The sequence below is a fragment of the Variovorax sp. V15 genome, assembly GCF_041154425.1.
GTDB classification, from domain to species: domain Bacteria; phylum Pseudomonadota; class Gammaproteobacteria; order Burkholderiales; family Burkholderiaceae_C; genus Variovorax; species Variovorax guangxiensis.
On sequence record NZ_AP028659.1, the window covers coordinates 2,307,502 to 2,324,537 of the forward strand.

Genomic DNA, 17,036 nt, shown 5'->3' on the forward strand with positions numbered 1-17,036 from the left:
CCTCGCGCAAGCGCTGCTTCCGCCACCGCCGTCGACCCTCACCCCAACCCTCTCCCCAAGGGGAGAGGGAGCGAGAGTCGCCGATGAAACCCACCGGCCGCGCCACCATCGCCGACGTCGCCGAGGCCGCCGGCGTCTCCAAGGCCACCGTCTCGCGCTTCCTCAACCATCGCGAGCGCCTGCTGAGCCCCGACATCGCCGCGCGCGTCGAGGTCGCCATCGCCAAGCTGGGCTATTCGCCGAGCCCGATGGCGCAGGCGCTGAGCCATGGCCGCTCACGGCTGGTCGGCCTGATCGTGGCCGACATCACCAACCCATATTCCGTCGCGGTGCTGCGCGGCGCCGAGAAGGCCTGCCAGGACGCCGGCTACCTCGTGATGCTGTTCAACCTCGGCAACGAGAGCGAACGCGAGCGCGAGGCCATCGACGCGCTGGCGGGCTACCAGGTCGACGGCTTCATCCTCAACACGCTGGGGCGCGGCAGCAACGTGGTCGACGCGGTCACGCTGCACGGCAAGCCTGCGGTGCTGGTGGACCGGCGCCATGCGGGCATGCACACCGACTTCGTTTCGCTCGACAACGATTCCGCGATGGCCGCCACCTGCGGCCACCTGGTCGAAGGCGGCTATCGCGAGCTGCTCTACGTCACCGAGCCGCAGAAGGGCGTGAGCTCGCGGCGCGAACGCACGGCCGCCTTCGGCGCCTGCGTGGCCGCGCACGAGCCGCGCGTGGCGGGCGAGGTGTTCGAGAGCGTGGAAGGCGAGACCGATGCGCTCGACGAGGCATTGCGCGCCCTGCGCCAGCGTGCGAAGCGCGGCCGCCGCGCGGCGGTGGTCGCGGGCAATGCGGTGGTCACGCTGCGCATCGCACAGGCGATGGCGCGGCTGGGCTGGCAGTTCGGCGCCGACCTCGGCTTCGTGGGCTTCGACGATCCCGAATGGGCCTCGCTCATCGGCCCGGGCCTGAGCACCGTGGCGCAGCCCACCGATGCCATCGGCCGCGCGGCCGCTACATGCCTGATCGAACGGTTGCGTGGGCTGGATGCGCCTGCGCGCCAGCTGCTGCTGCCTGGAGAACTGGTCGTTCGAGGCTCGTCGCGGGCCGTCTAGCATCGAGTTCGGCGCGGTCGAAGGTGAGCGGGCCGCGCATCCACTCGGCGGCACGCTCGGCGATCATGATCGTCGGCGCATTGGTGTTGCCGCCGATCAGCGTCGGCATCACCGATGCATCGACCACGCGCAGGTTCGCGATGCCATGCACGCGCAGCTTCGCATCGACTACCGCCATCGCGTCGGTGCCCATCTTGCAGGTGCCCACGGGGTGGTAGATGGTGTCGGCGCGCGCGCGGATGTGCGAGAGCAGCTCTTCGTCGGTGTTCGCGCCGGCCGTGTAGAGCTCGGCCTGCCGGTACTTCTGCAATGCCGGTGCATGCAGGATCTCGCGCATCTTCTTCACGCCCGCGAGCAGCCGCGCGACGTCGTCCTCGTGCGAGAGGAATTTCGGATCGATGCGCGGCGCCGTCGCCGGATCGGCATCGTTCAGCCGCACGTCGCCGCGACTCTTGGGCCGCAGCACGCACGCATGGCATGAGAAGCCGAAGCCGCCGTGCAGCTTGCGCGCGTGGTCGTCGACCAGCGCGATCACGAAGTGCAGCTGCAGGTCGGGCTTGTCGAGGTCGGGAGATGTCCTGATGAAGGCGCCGGCCTCGGCGTAGGGCGTGGCGATCAGGCCCTTGCCGCTGCGCCTCCATTCGGGAATCGCCTTCGCGAAGTTCAGCAGTCCCATCGGGCCGAGGCCGGGCAGGTTCTTCTCCTGCGTGCGATAGGAGAGGATGAAGTCGACGTGGTCCTGCAGGTTGCGTCCCACGCCCGGCAGCGCATGGCGCACCGCGATGCCGTGCCGCACCAGCTCTTCCGGATCGCCGATGCCCGAGAGCATCAGCAGCTGCGGCGAGTTGAAGGCCCCGCCGCACAGCACCACCTCGCGGCGCGCGAACAGGGTGTCGGTCTCGCCGTCGCGGCGTATCTCGACGCCGGTGGCGCGGCGCTCGTCGAGCAGCACGCGCTGTGCCTGCACGCCGGTCATCACCGTGAGGTTGGAGCGCGCGCTCATCACCGGAAGCAGGTAGGCGGCCGCCGCCGAGCAGCGTTCGCCGTTCTTCGCGCCGCCGTGGAACTGCGTGACCTGGTAGAGGCCGGCGCCTTCCTGCCGCACGCCGTCGTTGAAGTCGTCGTTGCGCGGAATGCCGCACTCCATGGCGGCGCGCACGAAGGCGTTGCTGATCTCGCGCGGCGACTGCTGGTCGGCAACCTGCAGCGGACCGCTCGCGCCGTGCATGGCGCTCTCGCCGCGCTGGTTGCCCTCCGAGCGCTTGAAGAAGGGCAGCACGTCGTCGAAGGACCAGCCGATGCAGCCCGCGCGCTCCCAGTCGTCGTAGTCGTCGGGATGGCCGCGCACGTAGAGCATGGCGTTGATGGCGCTGGAGCCGCCCAGGCAGCGTCCGCGCGGCTGGTAGCCGCGCCGGCCGTTCAAGCCGGGTTGCGGCACGGTCCGGTAGGCGTAGTTGTTGATGCGCGGCCGGCCCGAGATCATGGCCGCCGCGCCGGCCGGCGCCCGCACCAGGATGCCGCGGCCGTCGCCGCCTGCCTCGACCAGGCAGACCTGTACGGCGGGGTCTTCGCTGAGCCGTCCGGCCAGCGTGGCGCCGCCGGAGCCGCCACCCACGATCACGTAGTCGAACTCCATGGCGCCCTCATTCTTCGTGCCGGTTTCTCGTGCCGACCTGCAGGTTCGTAGGCCCTTCGGGTCAGTCGCAACTGTAGGAACCAAGTCGAGCGGATGGCTTAAGGTTTTTCCCGCTATCGCGTTCGGGCCTTCGGGCATCGAGCTGCGGGTCAAATCACTTTGTCCGTGCTTCCTGTTTCCCTTCCAGGATGACTGGTGGAGGAGGCCTGTCCGGGGTGAGAGCGAACCACCAGGACGGTATCCACACCTCGATGGCTTTCGATGAAGGCTTGAGCTGTGCGGCGAGTGGTTCGATAGCCCATCCGTTGGGAGGCGCGAACCCTGCCGGCATGTGCTTGTGCATTTCGGTCGCACACTCCTTTGCCGATGTGCCGTCCCCGACCTGTGGATACCGGATGACCGGCTGCTTCACTGGAGAAGGAGATCGACGTCCTGCCGCGCTCGCCGTCGCCTGGACGTCCTCGATCGGGGGCACCGATGCACCAAGCGCCTGCCAACCCGGGCGCAGTGCCCTGGCCAGTTCGCGCTGTCCCGGACCATAGATCTGTATATAGATCGTCATGTCCTTGCACGCATTCGAAGGACTAGACGAGGGAGGTGGCGGCGCTGATGTGGCAGGGGGAGCCGGAGCCGGAGCCGGAGCCGGAGCGGCGGGGCATGCCCCGGAAAGTCCTCTGCCATTCAGCCAGGCGCGCCATTCGGCGGCCCCCATCCTGGTCTTGCGGCGAGGGTCGCACGGATGCATGGCCAGAAGGCGCGTCGCAGACGCGGCATAGCCATAGCCCCAATAGCCTGCTGGAACCGGAGGGTCCTGACGCTGGCTCTCGGGTTGAATCAGGCATCGTGGAATCTCGGCGGCCCCCTTGCCCGAGCTCATCTGCAGCAGTGTTGCGCAGGCACCGTCGGTCGGCATGGTGGCCCCGAAGGTAGTGGCGCAACTGGTTTGCGCCGTCTGGAAGATCATTTCGCTGAAAGTCGATTTCTGGTACCACTTCGCCTCATCGGATGGGCACAGAGTGTCCGCCGTATGCACCAATGCCGCGGCAAGGTCCGACACTGCGGTCTTCCGTTTTGCGATCTCTTCTGGCTTCTCCTGTGAGTTTGGGGCAGTGCTTTCCGTCACCTTGGCCCATTTCTCCGTCAGGTCCTTCAGCGCGTCTCGCTCGGTGGCGATCTGCTTGGAGTAGGAGGCTCGTACGCCATCGATGGCCTGCCAAGTGCCAATACTCAAGGTGGCGACCGCCCCCAGGCCCACAGTGGTTCCTACGGCACCCGCGGTCAACAGGTTTCGTGCTGGATAGCGGCTGCTTACGGATTCGTCGCCTTGCACCGGCTCTGCTGCCGGCTTCTTGCGGTGCAATGGAGCCGAGTCGGGTTTGGCGTGCTCCTCGAATGCAGACTGGTGATCGTTCTCGAAGTACGTGTGCGAATGACTGGCCAGTCTTGCAAGCAGGGCGGGGCTCAGGCACTTGCCGAGTTCTCGACCCAGTTGGAAGTAGCTTTCCCATTGTGCTTCCGAGAAGAATTGGTCGACTGTCGTCTGTTGAGGGAAAGTCCGGTTCTGGTTCCAGAAGTTCGTCAGGTCCACAGGCAGGCCCGCACACATGTTGGGCTTGACGACGACGAGTACGCCTGGAGTGTCATTTCCCGTGTAGCGGACCTCGGCGAGCGCCAGGCACGCGCTGCTGTTCAGCGAGGACAGGTCCTGGAGGGCACCGAAGCTCGCGCGGATGGCTCTGGCGTGCGGGTCCCGCAAGCTTGTGTCGGTACGTGGTTTCTGGAAGGTGATGTAGGCACCGAGGTCAATGCGCGCCTTACGCACGAGGTTTTCCAAATCTTCGAACAGGAATTCGGGGTCCGCGCCGCAGTCGGCTACTACGATGAGCTCGCAGCGCTCGGCCAACAGGGCATAAGCGCCGGTGTTCTCGAAGTGTCCGCCGTCGGACAGGAACCAGTCGTCTTTAGGGCTGCCGGCAAAGCTCCCCGTCATCTCGCTCAGGACGGCGGTGGACTTGCTGCCGAATCTCCCTTTTGCGCTCTTGTTCTCGCCAAGCCTTGCATCCGCTCTTGGCGTCGATTCGACCGGTGGAGCTTCGATCGCGCTTTCGCGTGCCCGGCGCCGCCACCAGTAGCCGAGACGAACGCCGGCGAAGGTGGCCAGTGCCGAAACGCCGCCTCTTGTCAGGCTTCCGAGGCCGGGCGCGAAAGCTGCCCCGGAAATCGCGGTCCACGCCGCCAGTGACAGGCTGTCTGCGCCGCGCATCGTTTTCCAGCCGGCGCCCGGCACCCGAATGAGGCCACCGCTCGCCACCGTCAGCGGAAGGCCACGCCGGTCCTGATTGAACAGCCCGCCGCGCGGGTCGATGGTCTGGTTGATGCAAGCGTTGATCAGGTGCACTGGCGCACCTGCGGACTGCGGCTTGTAGTCCGTCAGGGGAACGTTGTCTTCGTCGATCACCTTGTCGACCGGCGTCAGCGCGAACCCCGTGCCCTGGAATTGGGGCACCGGTGCGATGGAGGCCAGCGGGTCGGCCATCGAAGGCTCCTTGCCGCCGGCACTGGGAAACCGCAGCGGATTCGCGGCCCCCAGATAGCTGCGGGCCAGCCTCGCGCGATAGAACGCATGCAGCGACGAAAGATTGAGGAAGTTGAAATTCCTGCCAGTCAGCAGGAGGTAGGCGACGACAGGCACGGCCAGCAGCAGCCATGTCGTCAGTGCGGCGTCGAAGTCGAGCGTGAGCCCGCTGGAAGGCATCGGTACGAACAGGCTGGTCTGGACTATCTTGTGAGTCAGCGATACCCACCAGGCGAACAGGAGGAACGTCAGTGCGTAGCCCAGGAGCCTGGCGAACAGAAGCAGCGCGCCGCTGCTGCTCGCCCCCGGCACCAGCTTGGAAACCAGCGGCATGCCTGCGCGAAGCACGGCGGCGGCAATGGCCAGCGATGCGCCGGTCTGGATCACCGTGCGTTCAAAAGCGATCGTCCACGCCACCCGGTCGACCAGGCCCGCAACGAGGAGGAAGACGATGATCCGGCCAAACCACGTGAGCATTCCCGTCAGGCGATTGCGGGTCCAGTCTTCCCGCAGGTCGAGCGAGTTCATGCCGCGCGCGTGGGTCGAGGCGAGGTAAGTGCCGGTGGCCACGACGACACCGGCCAGCCAGCCGGCCAGCAATCCGGAGATTCCGATGCACAGCACGTAGCGGTATTGCGTCGCGGCGGACGTGTCCCCCCGGAGATAGAGAACGAGCCCGGCAAGCGTCCCGGCCGCGAGCACGGAAACCCCAAAGACCCATGACGGGGTCTGCCTCAACCAGGGCACATTCCAGTAGGCGGCAGACACCACGCCCGCCATGACGACGAAGAGCAGCGACGCCACCCAGGCCACGGGAAGATACGGCGACAGATGCGCCGCGAGATCGAAGAAGCCCGAAACGCTGCCGAGCCCCCAATGCGCCAAGGCCCACCATGCGTACAGATCGATGCCTGTGAGCAGCAGACCCAGCAGCAGCGCGATGAGTCCTATCTCGACATGGATGGCCAGGAGGTTGCGCAGTACCACGGCCAGCGCGAAGGCAGTGTCTTTCGCGCCGCGTGGAATGAGGTAGCGCCCATTGGCTCGAAGCCACAGCAGATACCAGCGCGAGACGTTGTCGCCCAATGCGGACTGGATCTGCTCGGCCTGCGCCGTCGTCGTGGCCCTGCTGAACAGCCGGCCGAGCATCGCGCCGAAATAGCCACCCCCTGAAACCGTGGACAGCAGGTCGAAGCGCAGGAGCGCCTTGTTCTTCGCCAGCGATCCAGTCAACCCAAGGCAGAAGGTCGCACTGCGGATGCCTCCGCCCGAAAGTGCAAGTCCCCATTTGTGCGTGGGCCGCGCGGCTTGCCGGGGATCGGGGCCGGGTGCATTGCTGGACGGCCCGGTAGACCATGCCTTGCGCCTTTCAAGGATGGCTTTGTCGAGTTCACTAAGCGGTTGTTCCGGGGTGGGTTGCGCCGCGTTCGAAGCTTCTATTTCGCGGCACCCGATCAGCCAGCGGATCACCCTGATCGGCCAACTGCGAGCGCCAGTGCCGGCAGACTTCGCTGAATCATTCGGAACCATGACTTCCTCCACTGATGGCCGATACACCTGGGGCCTGGTGCAAGAACAGTGGACAGACTACGCGAGGTGCTCGCCCGTATGGCGCACGGCCATGAGCTGCTGAACTTCATTGATCAATTCGATCTTGCGGACCTTCACTCCAGGACAAGCATGCGTTGTTGCCTTGTCTTCGCGGTGCAGCTTGATCGTCGATGGATCCAGGCCCAGCACGGCGCTAAGCGTGGCCATGGCCGCGACCGTGTTCTGGCGCACCGCGAGTCCTCTACCCGAACTGAAATCGTCCTTGTCATAGTCGCCCAGCATCTCGATGCCGACGGACAACTTGTTCCATGACGGAGAGTGCACGCCGGAGACAGTCAGGGGTGTGAATGCCCAAATCTGCCTGTCGTCGATGAATAGATGCGGTCCGGCACTCCAACCTTTCTGATCGCGGTAGAAGGCGACCAGGTTCTGCAGGTGAACCTTGTTGAATCCGTGGGGCCGCTGCTCGAGCGAAGGCACGCCGGTGTTGTGCAGCACAAGGAACGAGGGGCGCCACGATGTCCAGCTGAGACTGTGGCAGTAAGCGTCGAATGAGTCGGGGTCGAAGGGGCTCCCGACAATGTTCTTCCAGGCCATGATTTCTCCTCCGGACGATTTTGGAAACTGGGCGCCATCGCTTGTTGGTTCCGTGGAGTCTGTGGCACCACTTCCGGTGCAATGATGGGCTTCCGGCCTGGCACTGGCATCCCTCAAATGAGGGATACGGCAGGGATGCACCAGCGTGCGGCCGAGAGGCCGCCTGCCTTCACCTTTTGAGAGGCGCTTTTACCGGCGCTTCACCTGCCGGACAAACGGCCTGGCGGCCTCCGTGGCTCAATCGCTCCCATGCATATCCCGTCGGACGTCACCGTCTTCACGCAGGTGCGCTTCTGGTTGCTGGTGCTGTGCTCGCTGGTCTTCCCGGCGGCGATCTTCGTCACGCTCTTCGTGCGGCGCGAGTTCTCGAAGAAGACCGTGCTCGCCTTCGGGCTGCTGCTGATCGTGCTGGCGGGCGTGGACATCTTCGTGCTGCGCGCGCTGTCGCATCAGGCCCGGCTCACGCCGTCGCTGGCCGACGACCTCGTCTTCTCGTCGGAGCTTTCGGTCGCGCTCTACATCTTTCCGGCCGCCTTCGGCACCTTCGGGCTGAACATGGTGTCGCATGTGCTCATGCACTACCTGAAGCAGAAGGAGGCGCGGTTCGAGGCGCATCGGCGGCTCGCGCAGCCTGGGGGAGCCGTGAGGGCAGCGCGGCGTGGCAATCGCCCTGGACCGTCGGGCATGCGGCGAATGCGGCCGGCGATCGCCTCGAAGCGCCGGCGGCCGGGAGCGCGCCTGGTCGCCGCCCGGCAGGACACCTGAGCCTCCTCGGTGGCCTCGAAACATAAAAGCCCGGCAGACTGAACCGCCGGGCTTCATCGAAAGGGTAAGGCCGAAGGCCGGTCAGCCCACTTCCGCGATCAGCTCGATCTCCACGCACGCGCCCAGCGGAATCTGCGCCACGCCGAAGGCGCTGCGCGCATGCGCGCCCTTCTCGGGGCCGAAGACTTCGGCGAAGAACTCGCTCGCGCCGTTGGTCACCAGGTGCTGCTCGGTGAAGGTGCCGACCGAGTTGACCAGGCTCATCACCTTGACGATGCGCTTGACCTTGTTCAGGTCGCCCACGGCCGCGTGCAGCGTGCCCAGCAGGTCGATGGCGATGGCGCGGGCGGCCTGCTTGCCTTCTTCGGTGCCGATGTTGGCGCCGAGCTGGCCGGTCCAGACCTTGCCGTCCTTCTTGGCGATGTGGCCCGACAGGAACACGAGGTTGCCGGTCTGCACGAAGGGCACGTACGCGGCAGCGGGTGCGGCGACGGGCGGAAGGGTGATGCCGAGGCTGGAAAGTTTGTCGTAAACGCTCATGGAGACTCCTTGTCTTGGGAAGGCGATTGTGTCCGTGTTTGCGGCAGGCCATCGACCACTTCCCCCACCGGCTGCACGGTCACGCCGACCCTCAGCGTGTGCCTTGCGCCGCCATGCAGTACGCCGCGCATCGGCGAGACGTCGGAGTAGTCGCGGCCAATGGCGAGGGTGACGTAGTCCTCCCCGGGCTGGCGGCCGTTGGTGGGGTCGAAGTCGACCCAGTCGCCGGGGCTGCCGCCGGTGCCGTCGTCCTCGCCGGGCAGGTACACCGACACCCATGCGTGCGAGGCGTCGGCGCCTACCAGCCGGGGCTGGCCGGGGGGCGGCTGCGTGAGCAGGTAGCCGCTGACGTAGCGCGCTGGCAGGCCCATGGTGCGGAAGCACGCGATCATGATGTGGGCGAAGTCCTGGCACACGCCCTTGCGCTGCGCGAGGGCTTCGACGGCAGGGGTGTTGATCTCGGTGCTGTCGGCGTCGTAGGCGAAGTCGGCGTACATGCGCTCGGTGAGGTCCATCGCCACGTCGAAGGCGGGTCGGCCGGGCACGAAGCTGGCGCGCGCATAGGCCACGAAGTCATCGTGGCGCGGCACGTAGGGCGAGGGAAAGACGAACTCCGAAGCCGCGTCGAAGGTGGCGTCCTTGCGGAAGCGGAAGCGCTCGCGCACCGATTCCCACGGCAGCTCGCGCGCCACGGCGGGCGAGAGCACGGGCTGCGAAGTCTCGACCATGCTCTCGGCCGTGACCACCAGCCGGTCGTGAGTGGCCTCCAGAGCGAAGAAGGCGCGCGTGTTGCCGTACAGGTCGGCCTGCTCGCTGCGCTGGGCCGGCGCTGGCTCGATGGAGAGCTTGTGGCTCACGAGCTTCTGCGAGCCGGTGGCCAGCGGCTTCAGGTGCGCGAGATGCTGCGCCGTCTCGACCGGCGGCGAGTACTCGTAGCGCGTTTCGTGGGTGACGTGGAGCAGCATGGTGGCCGGCACCGATTGCGTGGACCGCCCGCTTACTTCGACTCGGAGCCGAAGTACGAGGCGTAGATCTTTGCGTAGGTGCCGTCGGCGCGGATGCCTTCGAGGCCCTGGTTGATCCTGGCGAGCAGCTCGGCGTTGCCCTTCTTCACGGCAATGCCGTACTTCTCGACCGGGAAACTGGTGTCGCTCACCGTCTTGAAGCCGCCGGCGGTGTTGTTGGCGAGGTAGTGCACCACCACGCCGTTGTCGGCCACCACTGCCTGCACTCCGCCGGCTTCGAGTTCCTTGAGCGCCAGCGGCGTCGATTCGAAGCGCTTGATGGCGGTGTTCGACTTGCCCAGCAGCTTGCCCACGACCTCGTCGCCGGTGGTGCCGTTCTGCACGCCGACCTTCAGCGTCTTGATGTCCTCGAACCTGGCGATGGGCGCGTCGTTGCGCACGGCGATGAGCTGGCGCGCGTCGAAGTACGACTGCGAGAAGTCCATCGTCTGGCGGCGCTCGTCGGTGATGGTGATGGCCGACACCAGCAGGTCGCGGTCGCCCTGGGCCAGCGAATTGAAGATGCCTTCCCATGGCGTGTTGACGAACTTCACCTCGAAGCCGGCCTTCTGCGCGACCGCCTTCACCACGTCGATGTCGAAGCCAACGATCTCGCCCCTGTCGTTCTGCGACTCGAAGGGCGTGTAGGCGGCATCGGTGCCGACCACGAGCACGCGCGCGGGGGTTGGTGCCGCCGGTGTGCCGGCGGCCGGGGCCGATGCCGGCTCCTGCTTGCCGCAGCCGGCAATGGCGAGGGCCGCGAGGAGGCCTGCGGCGGTGAGTGCGAAGCGGCGATTGATGGTGATGCCTGACATGGGGTGCCTCCTTGGAACTGTCTTGAACTGCTTGTCTTGTTGTATGGGAAATCAGGCGCCTACCGAGCGCAGCGACTCTGAAGTCAGCGTGAAGTAGCGCGTGCCGATGGCGTCGGACACATGGTAGGCCGCCGTCTCGCAGCTGGCGAGCAGCTTTACGAGCTCGGGATGGTCGGCGTCAGGCCCTGTAGCGCAAAGGTGCTCCAGCGTCCAACTGGCCGGATCGGGCAGCTCGTACGACAGCGCCGTCAGCTTGCCCGGCGCGCTGCCCGCGAGCCGCGCGATGCGCCCGCGCAGGGTCTGCGTGACCCAGGCCAGTGAACGTGGGTTCTCGGCGTCGAGCACCAGCAGGTCGACCATGGTGGCGACGTCGCGGCGCTGCTGGTAGCGCGCGTGGAAGGTGATGGTGCTGTCGAAGAGCGCCACCATGGCTTCGAAGCCGCTCACCTCGTGCACCGCGCCGTTGTCGAAGCCGGCCTCCAGCGCATTCGCCAGGAAGCCCAGCCGCTCGATGTGGCGGCCGATGGACAGGAGCCGCCACGCGTCGTCACGCGTCATGCGGTCGGTCTGCGCGCCGGTCATCGCCGCGAGCGCGTTGCTGGCGGATTCGAGGGCGCGCAGCGCGGCGCTGGCGGCGAAGCTGCCTTCGTCGGCCTGCTCGGCGGCGCGGCGCAGGAAGTCGGCCTCGGTGCGCACGATCTGGTTCCAGGTGTCCTGCGAGAGGCGCTCGCGCACCGCGGCCGCCGCCTGCCGGATGCAGCGCAGGCTGAAGCCCACGCTGCCGCCGCGGGCCACGTCGCCCAGCTCGGCGATGAGCGCACGCTCGAACACGCGGCGCGACTGCGGCGCGCTCGGCACTTCGGCCGGCACCAGCGCATTGCGCAGCGCCATGCGGTGCAGCCAGTCGAGCAGCGGACGCGAGGACTGGTCTTCGCTGCCCAGCAGGCTCAGCGTGAGACGGGCGAGGCGCACGGCGTTCTCGGCGCGCTCGGTGTAGCGGCCCAGCCAGAACATGTTCTCGGCCGCGCGGCTGGTGACCGGCGCGCGGTGCCGCGCGAGCGATGCCGGCGTGCTGTGCGGCTGCAGCAGCGTGGTGCGGTCGACCTCGCCGTGCGTCTGGACCCACACGTCGGCACTGCTGCCGCCGCGCTGCATCGACGCGAACTGCGCATCGGGCTCGGTGAGCCGTGCCAGCCCGCCGGGCAGCACGCGCCACGATTGCGCGCCGTCGCTCACCGCGAACACGCGCAGCATCACGGCGCGCGGCGCGATATGGCCCGGGCCCATGTCGTTGGCCCAGGTGGGCATCTGCGACAGCGGCATGTAGCCTTGCACAGTGTGGACGTCGCCCTCGCGCACGATGCGGCCGGCCCACTCGTCGAGCTCGCGCCGGCCGAGCTGGCTGCCGAGCACCGCGTCGAAGCTCGCGCGGCCGTCGAAGCCGGGGTACGTGGGCTTGATGGCGCTGTCGCCCAGCTGCGGCAGCACCGATTCGAGCGCCGCGCGCTCGCCGCACCACCAGGTGGGCAGGGCGGGCAGCATGAGCTTCTCGTCGATCAGCCGGCGTGCCAGCCCCGGCAGAAAGCCCAGCAGCGCGGGCGATTCGAGAAATGCCGAGCCCGGCATGTTCGCCACCAGCACGTTGCCGGCGCGGATCGCCTGTAGCAGGCCGGGCACGCCGAGCGTGGAGTCGGGCCGCAGCTCCAGCGGGTCGAGGAACTGGTCGTCCAGCCGCTTGATGAGGCCGTGCACCGGGCGCAGGCCCTGCAGCGTCTTCAGGTAGAGCCGCTGGTCGCGCACCGTGAGGTCGCTGCCCTCGACCAGCGTGACGCCGAGGTAGCGCGCGAGGTAGGCGTGCTCGAAGTAGGTCTCGTTGTACGGCCCCGGCGTGAGCAGCGCGATGTGCGGCGGCACGCCCGCCGGGCACATGCGCTGCAGGCCTTCCATCATGGCGCTGTAGGTGGCGGCCAGGCGCTGCACGTGCAGCGCCTCGAAGGCCTGGGGAAACTGCCGCGTGATGGCGAGGCGGTTCTCGAGCAGGTAGCCCAGGCCCGAGGGCGCCTGCGTCCGCTGCGAGACCACCCACCAGTTGCCGTCGGGGCCGCGCGCCAGGTCGAAGGCGGCGATGTGCAGCCAGGTGTCGCCCGGCGGCTTCACGCCGTGCAGCGCGCGCAGGTAGCCGGGGTGGCCGCGCACCAGCGCCGGGGGAATGAGGCCCTCGGCCAGCAGCTGTTGCGGGCCGTAGGCGTCGGCCATCACGCGGTCGAGCACGCGCACGCGCTGCAGCACGCCGGCCTCGATCTGGCTCCAGCTCTCGGGCGAGACGATCAGCGGGAACAGGTCGAGCGACCACGGCCGCTGCGGGCCGTTGGCGTCGGCGTACACGTTGTAGGTAACGCCGTTGTCGCGGATCTGCCGCTCCAGGCTGGCCGCGCGCCGGGGCAGGTCGTTGAAGCCGCCCGGGCCGAGCTGTTCGAAGAAGGCGTTCCAGGCGGGGGTGAGCGGGGGCTGCTCCGGGGACTCAGGGGGCGTGGCCTGCGGCGCGGCCGGCGGCTGCGTCGCCGCGTCGTGCAGCTGCGGCGCAGGGGCGGGCGCCGCGGCCGGCCGGGAAGAGGTTGCCGGCGTGGCCAGCCCGCGCATTTCGTCGAAATGGCCGGGCAGGGCGGGCGGGGCGAGCGCCGACGCCAGGGCGGCCGGAAACTCCAGTGCCTGGGCGTCGAACAGGGATTCGTTCAAAGGTTCCACAGGGGGTGGATTGTCACACCGCCGTCACGGCGGAGCCGTTCGGGCAGTGTGCGGAATATCCCGGTCAACGCCGCAGATCGAGCGTGAACGGGAATTCGCGGCTGCCCGGCAGCTCGATGGTGGCCGGCGGCGTGCGCAGCAGGCCGGGGGTGTGGCCGGTGCGGGTGAAGCGCGAATGGCGGCGGCTTTCGGCCTCGTAGGCGTTGACCGGGAAGGTCTCGTAGTTGCGCCCGCCCGGGTGGGCCACGAAGTACTGGCAGCCGCCCAGCGAGCGCTTCATCCAGGTGTCGACGAGGTCGAAGGTCAGCGGCGCGTGGGCCTTGATGCTCGGGTGCAGCGACGAAGGCGGGTTCCAGGCCTTGTAGCGCACGCCCGCCACGAACTCGCCGGCCACGCCGGTGGGCTGCAGCGGCAGAACCTTGCCGTTGACGGTGACGACGTGGCGGCTTTCGTTCAGGCCGGTCACGCGCACCTCGATGCGCTCCAGCGACGAATCCACATAGCGCACCGTGCCGCCGATCGCGCCTTCCTCGCCCATCACGTGCCAGGGCTCGAGCGCATTGCGCAGCGAGAGCTCCACGCCCATCGCCTGCATCTGGCCCACCAGCGGGAAGCGGAACTCGAAGTGCGGCGCGAACCAGTCGGGGTCGAAGGCGAAGCCGGCCTGGCGCATCTCGCTGATGACGTCGTCGAAGTCCATCTTCACGAAGGTCGGCAGCAGGAAGCGGTCGTGCAGTTCGGTGCCCCAGCGGGTGACGGGCGCCTTGTAGGGCTCGTCCCAGAAGCGGGCCACCAGCGCGCGGATCAGCAGCTGCTGCGCGATGCTCATGCGCGCATGCGGCGGCATCTCGAAGGCGCGCAGTTCCAAGAGGCCGAGGCGGCCGGTGCTGGAGTCGGGCGAGTAGAGCTTGTCGATGCAGAACTCGCTGCGGTGCGTGTTGCCCGTGACGTCGATCAGGATGTTGCGCAGCGTGCGGTCGACCAGCCAAGCCGGCATGTTCTGGCCGTAGATCTCGCGGTTCTTCGCGATCTCCTTCAGCGCGATCTCGAGCTCGTAGACCTGGTCGTTGCGCGCCTCGTCCACGCGCGGCGCCTGGCTCGTCGGGCCGATGAACATGCCCGAGAACAGGTAGCTCAGCGACGGGTGGTTGTGCCAGTACAGCAGCAGGCTTGCGAGCAGCTCGGGCCGGCGCAGGAAGGGGCTGTCGGCCGGCGTGGCGCCGCCCATCACGAAGTGGTTGCCGCCGCCGGTGCCGGTGTGGCGGCCGTCGGTCATGAACTTCTCGGCCGACAGGCGGGTTTCGAAGGCGGCGTTGTAAAGGAACTCGGTGTGGTCGACCAGTTCCTTCCAGTTGTGGGCCGGATGGATGTTGACCTCGATCACGCCAGGGTCGGGCGTGACCTGCAGCAGCTTCAGGCGCGGATCGCGCGGCGGCGGATAGCCTTCCATCACGATGCGCACGCCCAGGTCGCGCGCGGTGGCTTCCACGGCCGCGACGAGGTCGAGATAGTCCTCCAGGCGGGCCAGCGGCGGCATGAAGACGTAGAGCACACCCGAGGCGCTGCCCTTCTTCTCGGCGGCGGGGCCGTTGGCGCGGCGCGGGTCGCGCACTTCGACGCACAGCGCGGTGCGGGTGATCCAGTGGGCGGATTCGCCGCGCAGGGGCTGGCGGGTCACGCTGGGATCTGCGGAGCTGGCGGCGTCGTTGTCGTCCTCGCCATGCCCGTCGCCGTCGCTCGCGGCGCCCGGCGTCTGCATGCGCAGCGCAGAGGGCACGACGGGCGGCGTGCCGAAGGCGTAGGGCACGGCGCCGAGGTCGGCTCCCGGTCCGCCGGTGTCACCGGTGCCCACGGCGTAGCGCGCCCGGTAGTCGGCCCCGCTCGGCAGCGCGCCGCGCGGCGCGTTCGGATCGCGCTCGATCATGTACGGGTAGTCGCCCTTGCTGGCCCAGGGCTGCGAGTCGAGCGGCAGGCGGTAGCCCATGGGCGAGTCGCCCGGAATGAGGTAAAGCCGGTCGTCGCGCAGGAACCAGGGGCCGGTCTTCCAGGCGGGGCCTTCGAGCGAAGGGGCGTCGCGGTTCGCGTTGCCGGGCTCCAGCGGCAGCATGTAGCCGATCACCGCATCGAGCTTCTGGGTGAACACGCGGCGCAGGCGCATGCGCTCAAGCTCGTCGTCGAGCCTGGAGTCGAAGGGGTCGACGTTCACCGGCAGGCGGCGTTCGCGCCAGAGGTAGTAGTAGATGTCCTCGTAGCCCGGCTGGATGTAGCGCTCGGTCAGGCCCAGCTTCTGCGCCAGCAGGTTGGTGAAGCGGCGCGCGTCCTCGCTGGTGTAGTGCGTGGGAAAGCGCTCGTCGGCGAACAGGTCGGGGTCGTGCCACAGCGGCTGGCCGTCGGCGCGCCAGAAGATCGACAGCGCCCAGCGCGGCAGCTGTTCGCCCGGGTACCACTTGCCCTGGCCGAAGTGCAGGAAGCCGCCCTTGCCGTATTCGGCGCGCAGCTTGTGCACGAGCTCGGTGGCGTAGCCGCGCTTGGTCGGGCCGAGCGCGTCGGTGTTCCATTCGGGCGCGTCGCGGTCGGTGGTGGCCACGTAGGTGGGCTCGCCGCCCATAGTGAGGCGCACGTCACCGGCCTTCAGGCGCGCGTCGACGGCATCGCCCAGGGCCAGCACGTCGGCCCACTGGTCTTCGGTGTAGGGCTTGGTGACGCGCGGCGATTCGTAGATGCGCGTGACCTTCATGTCGTGGCCGAACTCGACCTCCGATTCGTCCACGCCGCCCTCGATCGGCGCGGCGCTCGAAGGCGTGGGCGTGCAGGCCAGCGGAATGTGGCCTTCGCCCGCCAGCAGGCCCGAGGTGGCGTCGAGGCCGATCCAGCCAGCGCCGGGGAGGAACACCTCGCACCAGGCGTGCAGGTCGGTGAAGTCGACCGTGGTGCCGCTGGGGCCGTCGAGCGCCTTCACGTCGGGCGTGAGCTGGATGAGGTAGCCCGAGACGAAGCGCGCGGCCAGGCCGCAGTGGCGCAGCAGTTGCACCAGCAGCCAGCCCGAGTCGCGGCAGGAGCCGCTGCCGTTGGCGAGCGTTTCTTCCGGCGTCTGCACGCCGGGCTCCATGCGGATGAGGTAGTTGACGTCCTTCTGGACCTGCTGGTTCAGGCCGACCAGGAAGTCGATGGTGCGCTGTTCCTTGCGGTCGATCTTGTCGAGGTAGGCCTGCAGCAGCGGCGTGACCGGCTCGGCCACGAGATAGGGGGCGAGTTCCTCGGCCTGCGAGGGCTTGTACTTGAAGGGGAAGTTCTCGGCCTGCGGCTCCAGGAAGAAGTCGAAGGGGTTGTAGACCGCCATCTCGACCACGAGGTCGACCGTGACCTTGAATTCGCGCGTCTTCTCGGGAAACACGAGCCGCGCCTGGTAGTTGGCGAACGGGTCCTGCATCCAGTTGACGAAGTGCTCGGCCGGCTCGACTCGCAGGGAATACGAGATGACGTTGCTGCGGCAATGCGGCGCGGGCCGCAAGCGCACGACCTGGGGGCCCAGCTGCACCAGCCGGTCGTACTTGTAGTGGGTGACGTGGTGGAGAGCGGCGTGAATGGACATGCGTTTTTGTGTGCAGTGCTGGCAGATTGCATCGGGAGAAGATGTCTCTGGTGAGACGCATACTAGCCGAGATGCCAAAGCAATTAACGCGCCACTGAGCGTGATTC

General features: G+C 67.7%; 10 protein-coding genes. 2 read left to right on the plus strand and 8 right to left on the minus strand.

Features of this window, described 5'->3' with window-relative positions; translation table 11 throughout:
- Positions 1–83 precede the first annotated feature (83 nt).
- Positions 84–1,109, plus strand: coding sequence for a LacI family DNA-binding transcriptional regulator (locus tag ACAM57_RS10940; protein ID WP_126021770.1), 1,026 nt, complete (start codon positions 84–86; stop codon positions 1,107–1,109).
- On the opposite strand, the gene ACAM57_RS10945 is transcribed toward ACAM57_RS10940, so the two are convergent.
- From ACAM57_RS10945 to ACAM57_RS10955, 3 genes are all read right to left on the minus strand, one after another.
- Positions 1,009–2,745, minus strand: a complete 1,737-nt coding sequence (locus ACAM57_RS10945; RefSeq protein ID WP_369661649.1) for a GMC family oxidoreductase — start codon at positions 2,743–2,745, stop codon at positions 1,009–1,011. The two genes, ACAM57_RS10940 and ACAM57_RS10945, sit on opposite strands and share 101 nt — an antisense overlap.
- A gap of 154 nt (positions 2,746–2,899) precedes the next feature.
- Positions 2,900–6,850, minus strand: a complete 3,951-nt coding sequence (locus ACAM57_RS10950) for a patatin-like phospholipase family protein (RefSeq protein ID WP_369661650.1) — start codon at positions 6,848–6,850, stop codon at positions 2,900–2,902.
- Between the two features lie 57 nt (positions 6,851–6,907).
- The gene (locus tag ACAM57_RS10955) at positions 6,908–7,468 is read right to left on the minus strand and encodes a peptidoglycan recognition family protein (RefSeq protein ID WP_184641276.1); all 561 of its coding nucleotides are present in this window, start codon (positions 7,466–7,468) and stop codon (positions 6,908–6,910) included.
- A 249-nt stretch (positions 7,469–7,717) separates the two neighbouring features.
- Between ACAM57_RS10955 and ACAM57_RS10960 the strand changes: the two genes are divergently transcribed.
- On the plus strand, positions 7,718–8,233 hold the full coding sequence (locus ACAM57_RS10960) for a hypothetical protein (protein ID WP_369661651.1): 516 nt from the start codon (positions 7,718–7,720) through the stop codon (positions 8,231–8,233).
- Positions 8,234–8,314: 81 nt separating this feature from the next.
- On the opposite strand, the gene ACAM57_RS10965 is transcribed toward ACAM57_RS10960, so the two are convergent.
- From ACAM57_RS10965 to ACAM57_RS10985, 5 genes are all read right to left on the minus strand, one after another.
- Entirely contained in the window at positions 8,315–8,773 is a 459-nt protein-coding gene (locus ACAM57_RS10965) for a RidA family protein (RefSeq protein WP_126021773.1), read from the minus strand.
- Entirely contained in the window at positions 8,770–9,738 is a 969-nt protein-coding gene (locus ACAM57_RS10970; RefSeq protein WP_369661652.1) for a transglutaminase N-terminal domain-containing protein, read from the minus strand. The genes ACAM57_RS10965 and ACAM57_RS10970 overlap by 4 nt, the downstream gene beginning before the upstream one ends.
- 32 nt (positions 9,739–9,770) lie before the next feature.
- Complete coding sequence (locus ACAM57_RS10975; protein ID WP_369661653.1) at positions 9,771–10,592, minus strand: basic amino acid ABC transporter substrate-binding protein; 822 nt, start codon at positions 10,590–10,592, stop codon at positions 9,771–9,773.
- A 51-nt stretch (positions 10,593–10,643) separates the two neighbouring features.
- Complete coding sequence (locus ACAM57_RS10980) at positions 10,644–13,337, minus strand: circularly permuted type 2 ATP-grasp protein (protein ID WP_369661654.1); 2,694 nt, start codon at positions 13,335–13,337, stop codon at positions 10,644–10,646.
- Positions 13,338–13,401: 64 nt separating this feature from the next.
- Positions 13,402–16,929 carry a DUF2126 domain-containing protein gene (locus ACAM57_RS10985; protein WP_369661655.1) on the minus strand — a complete coding sequence of 1,176 codons (3,528 nt, stop codon included), beginning with the start codon at positions 16,927–16,929 and terminating at the stop codon, positions 13,402–13,404.
- Between the last annotated feature and the right edge of the window lie 107 nt (positions 16,930–17,036).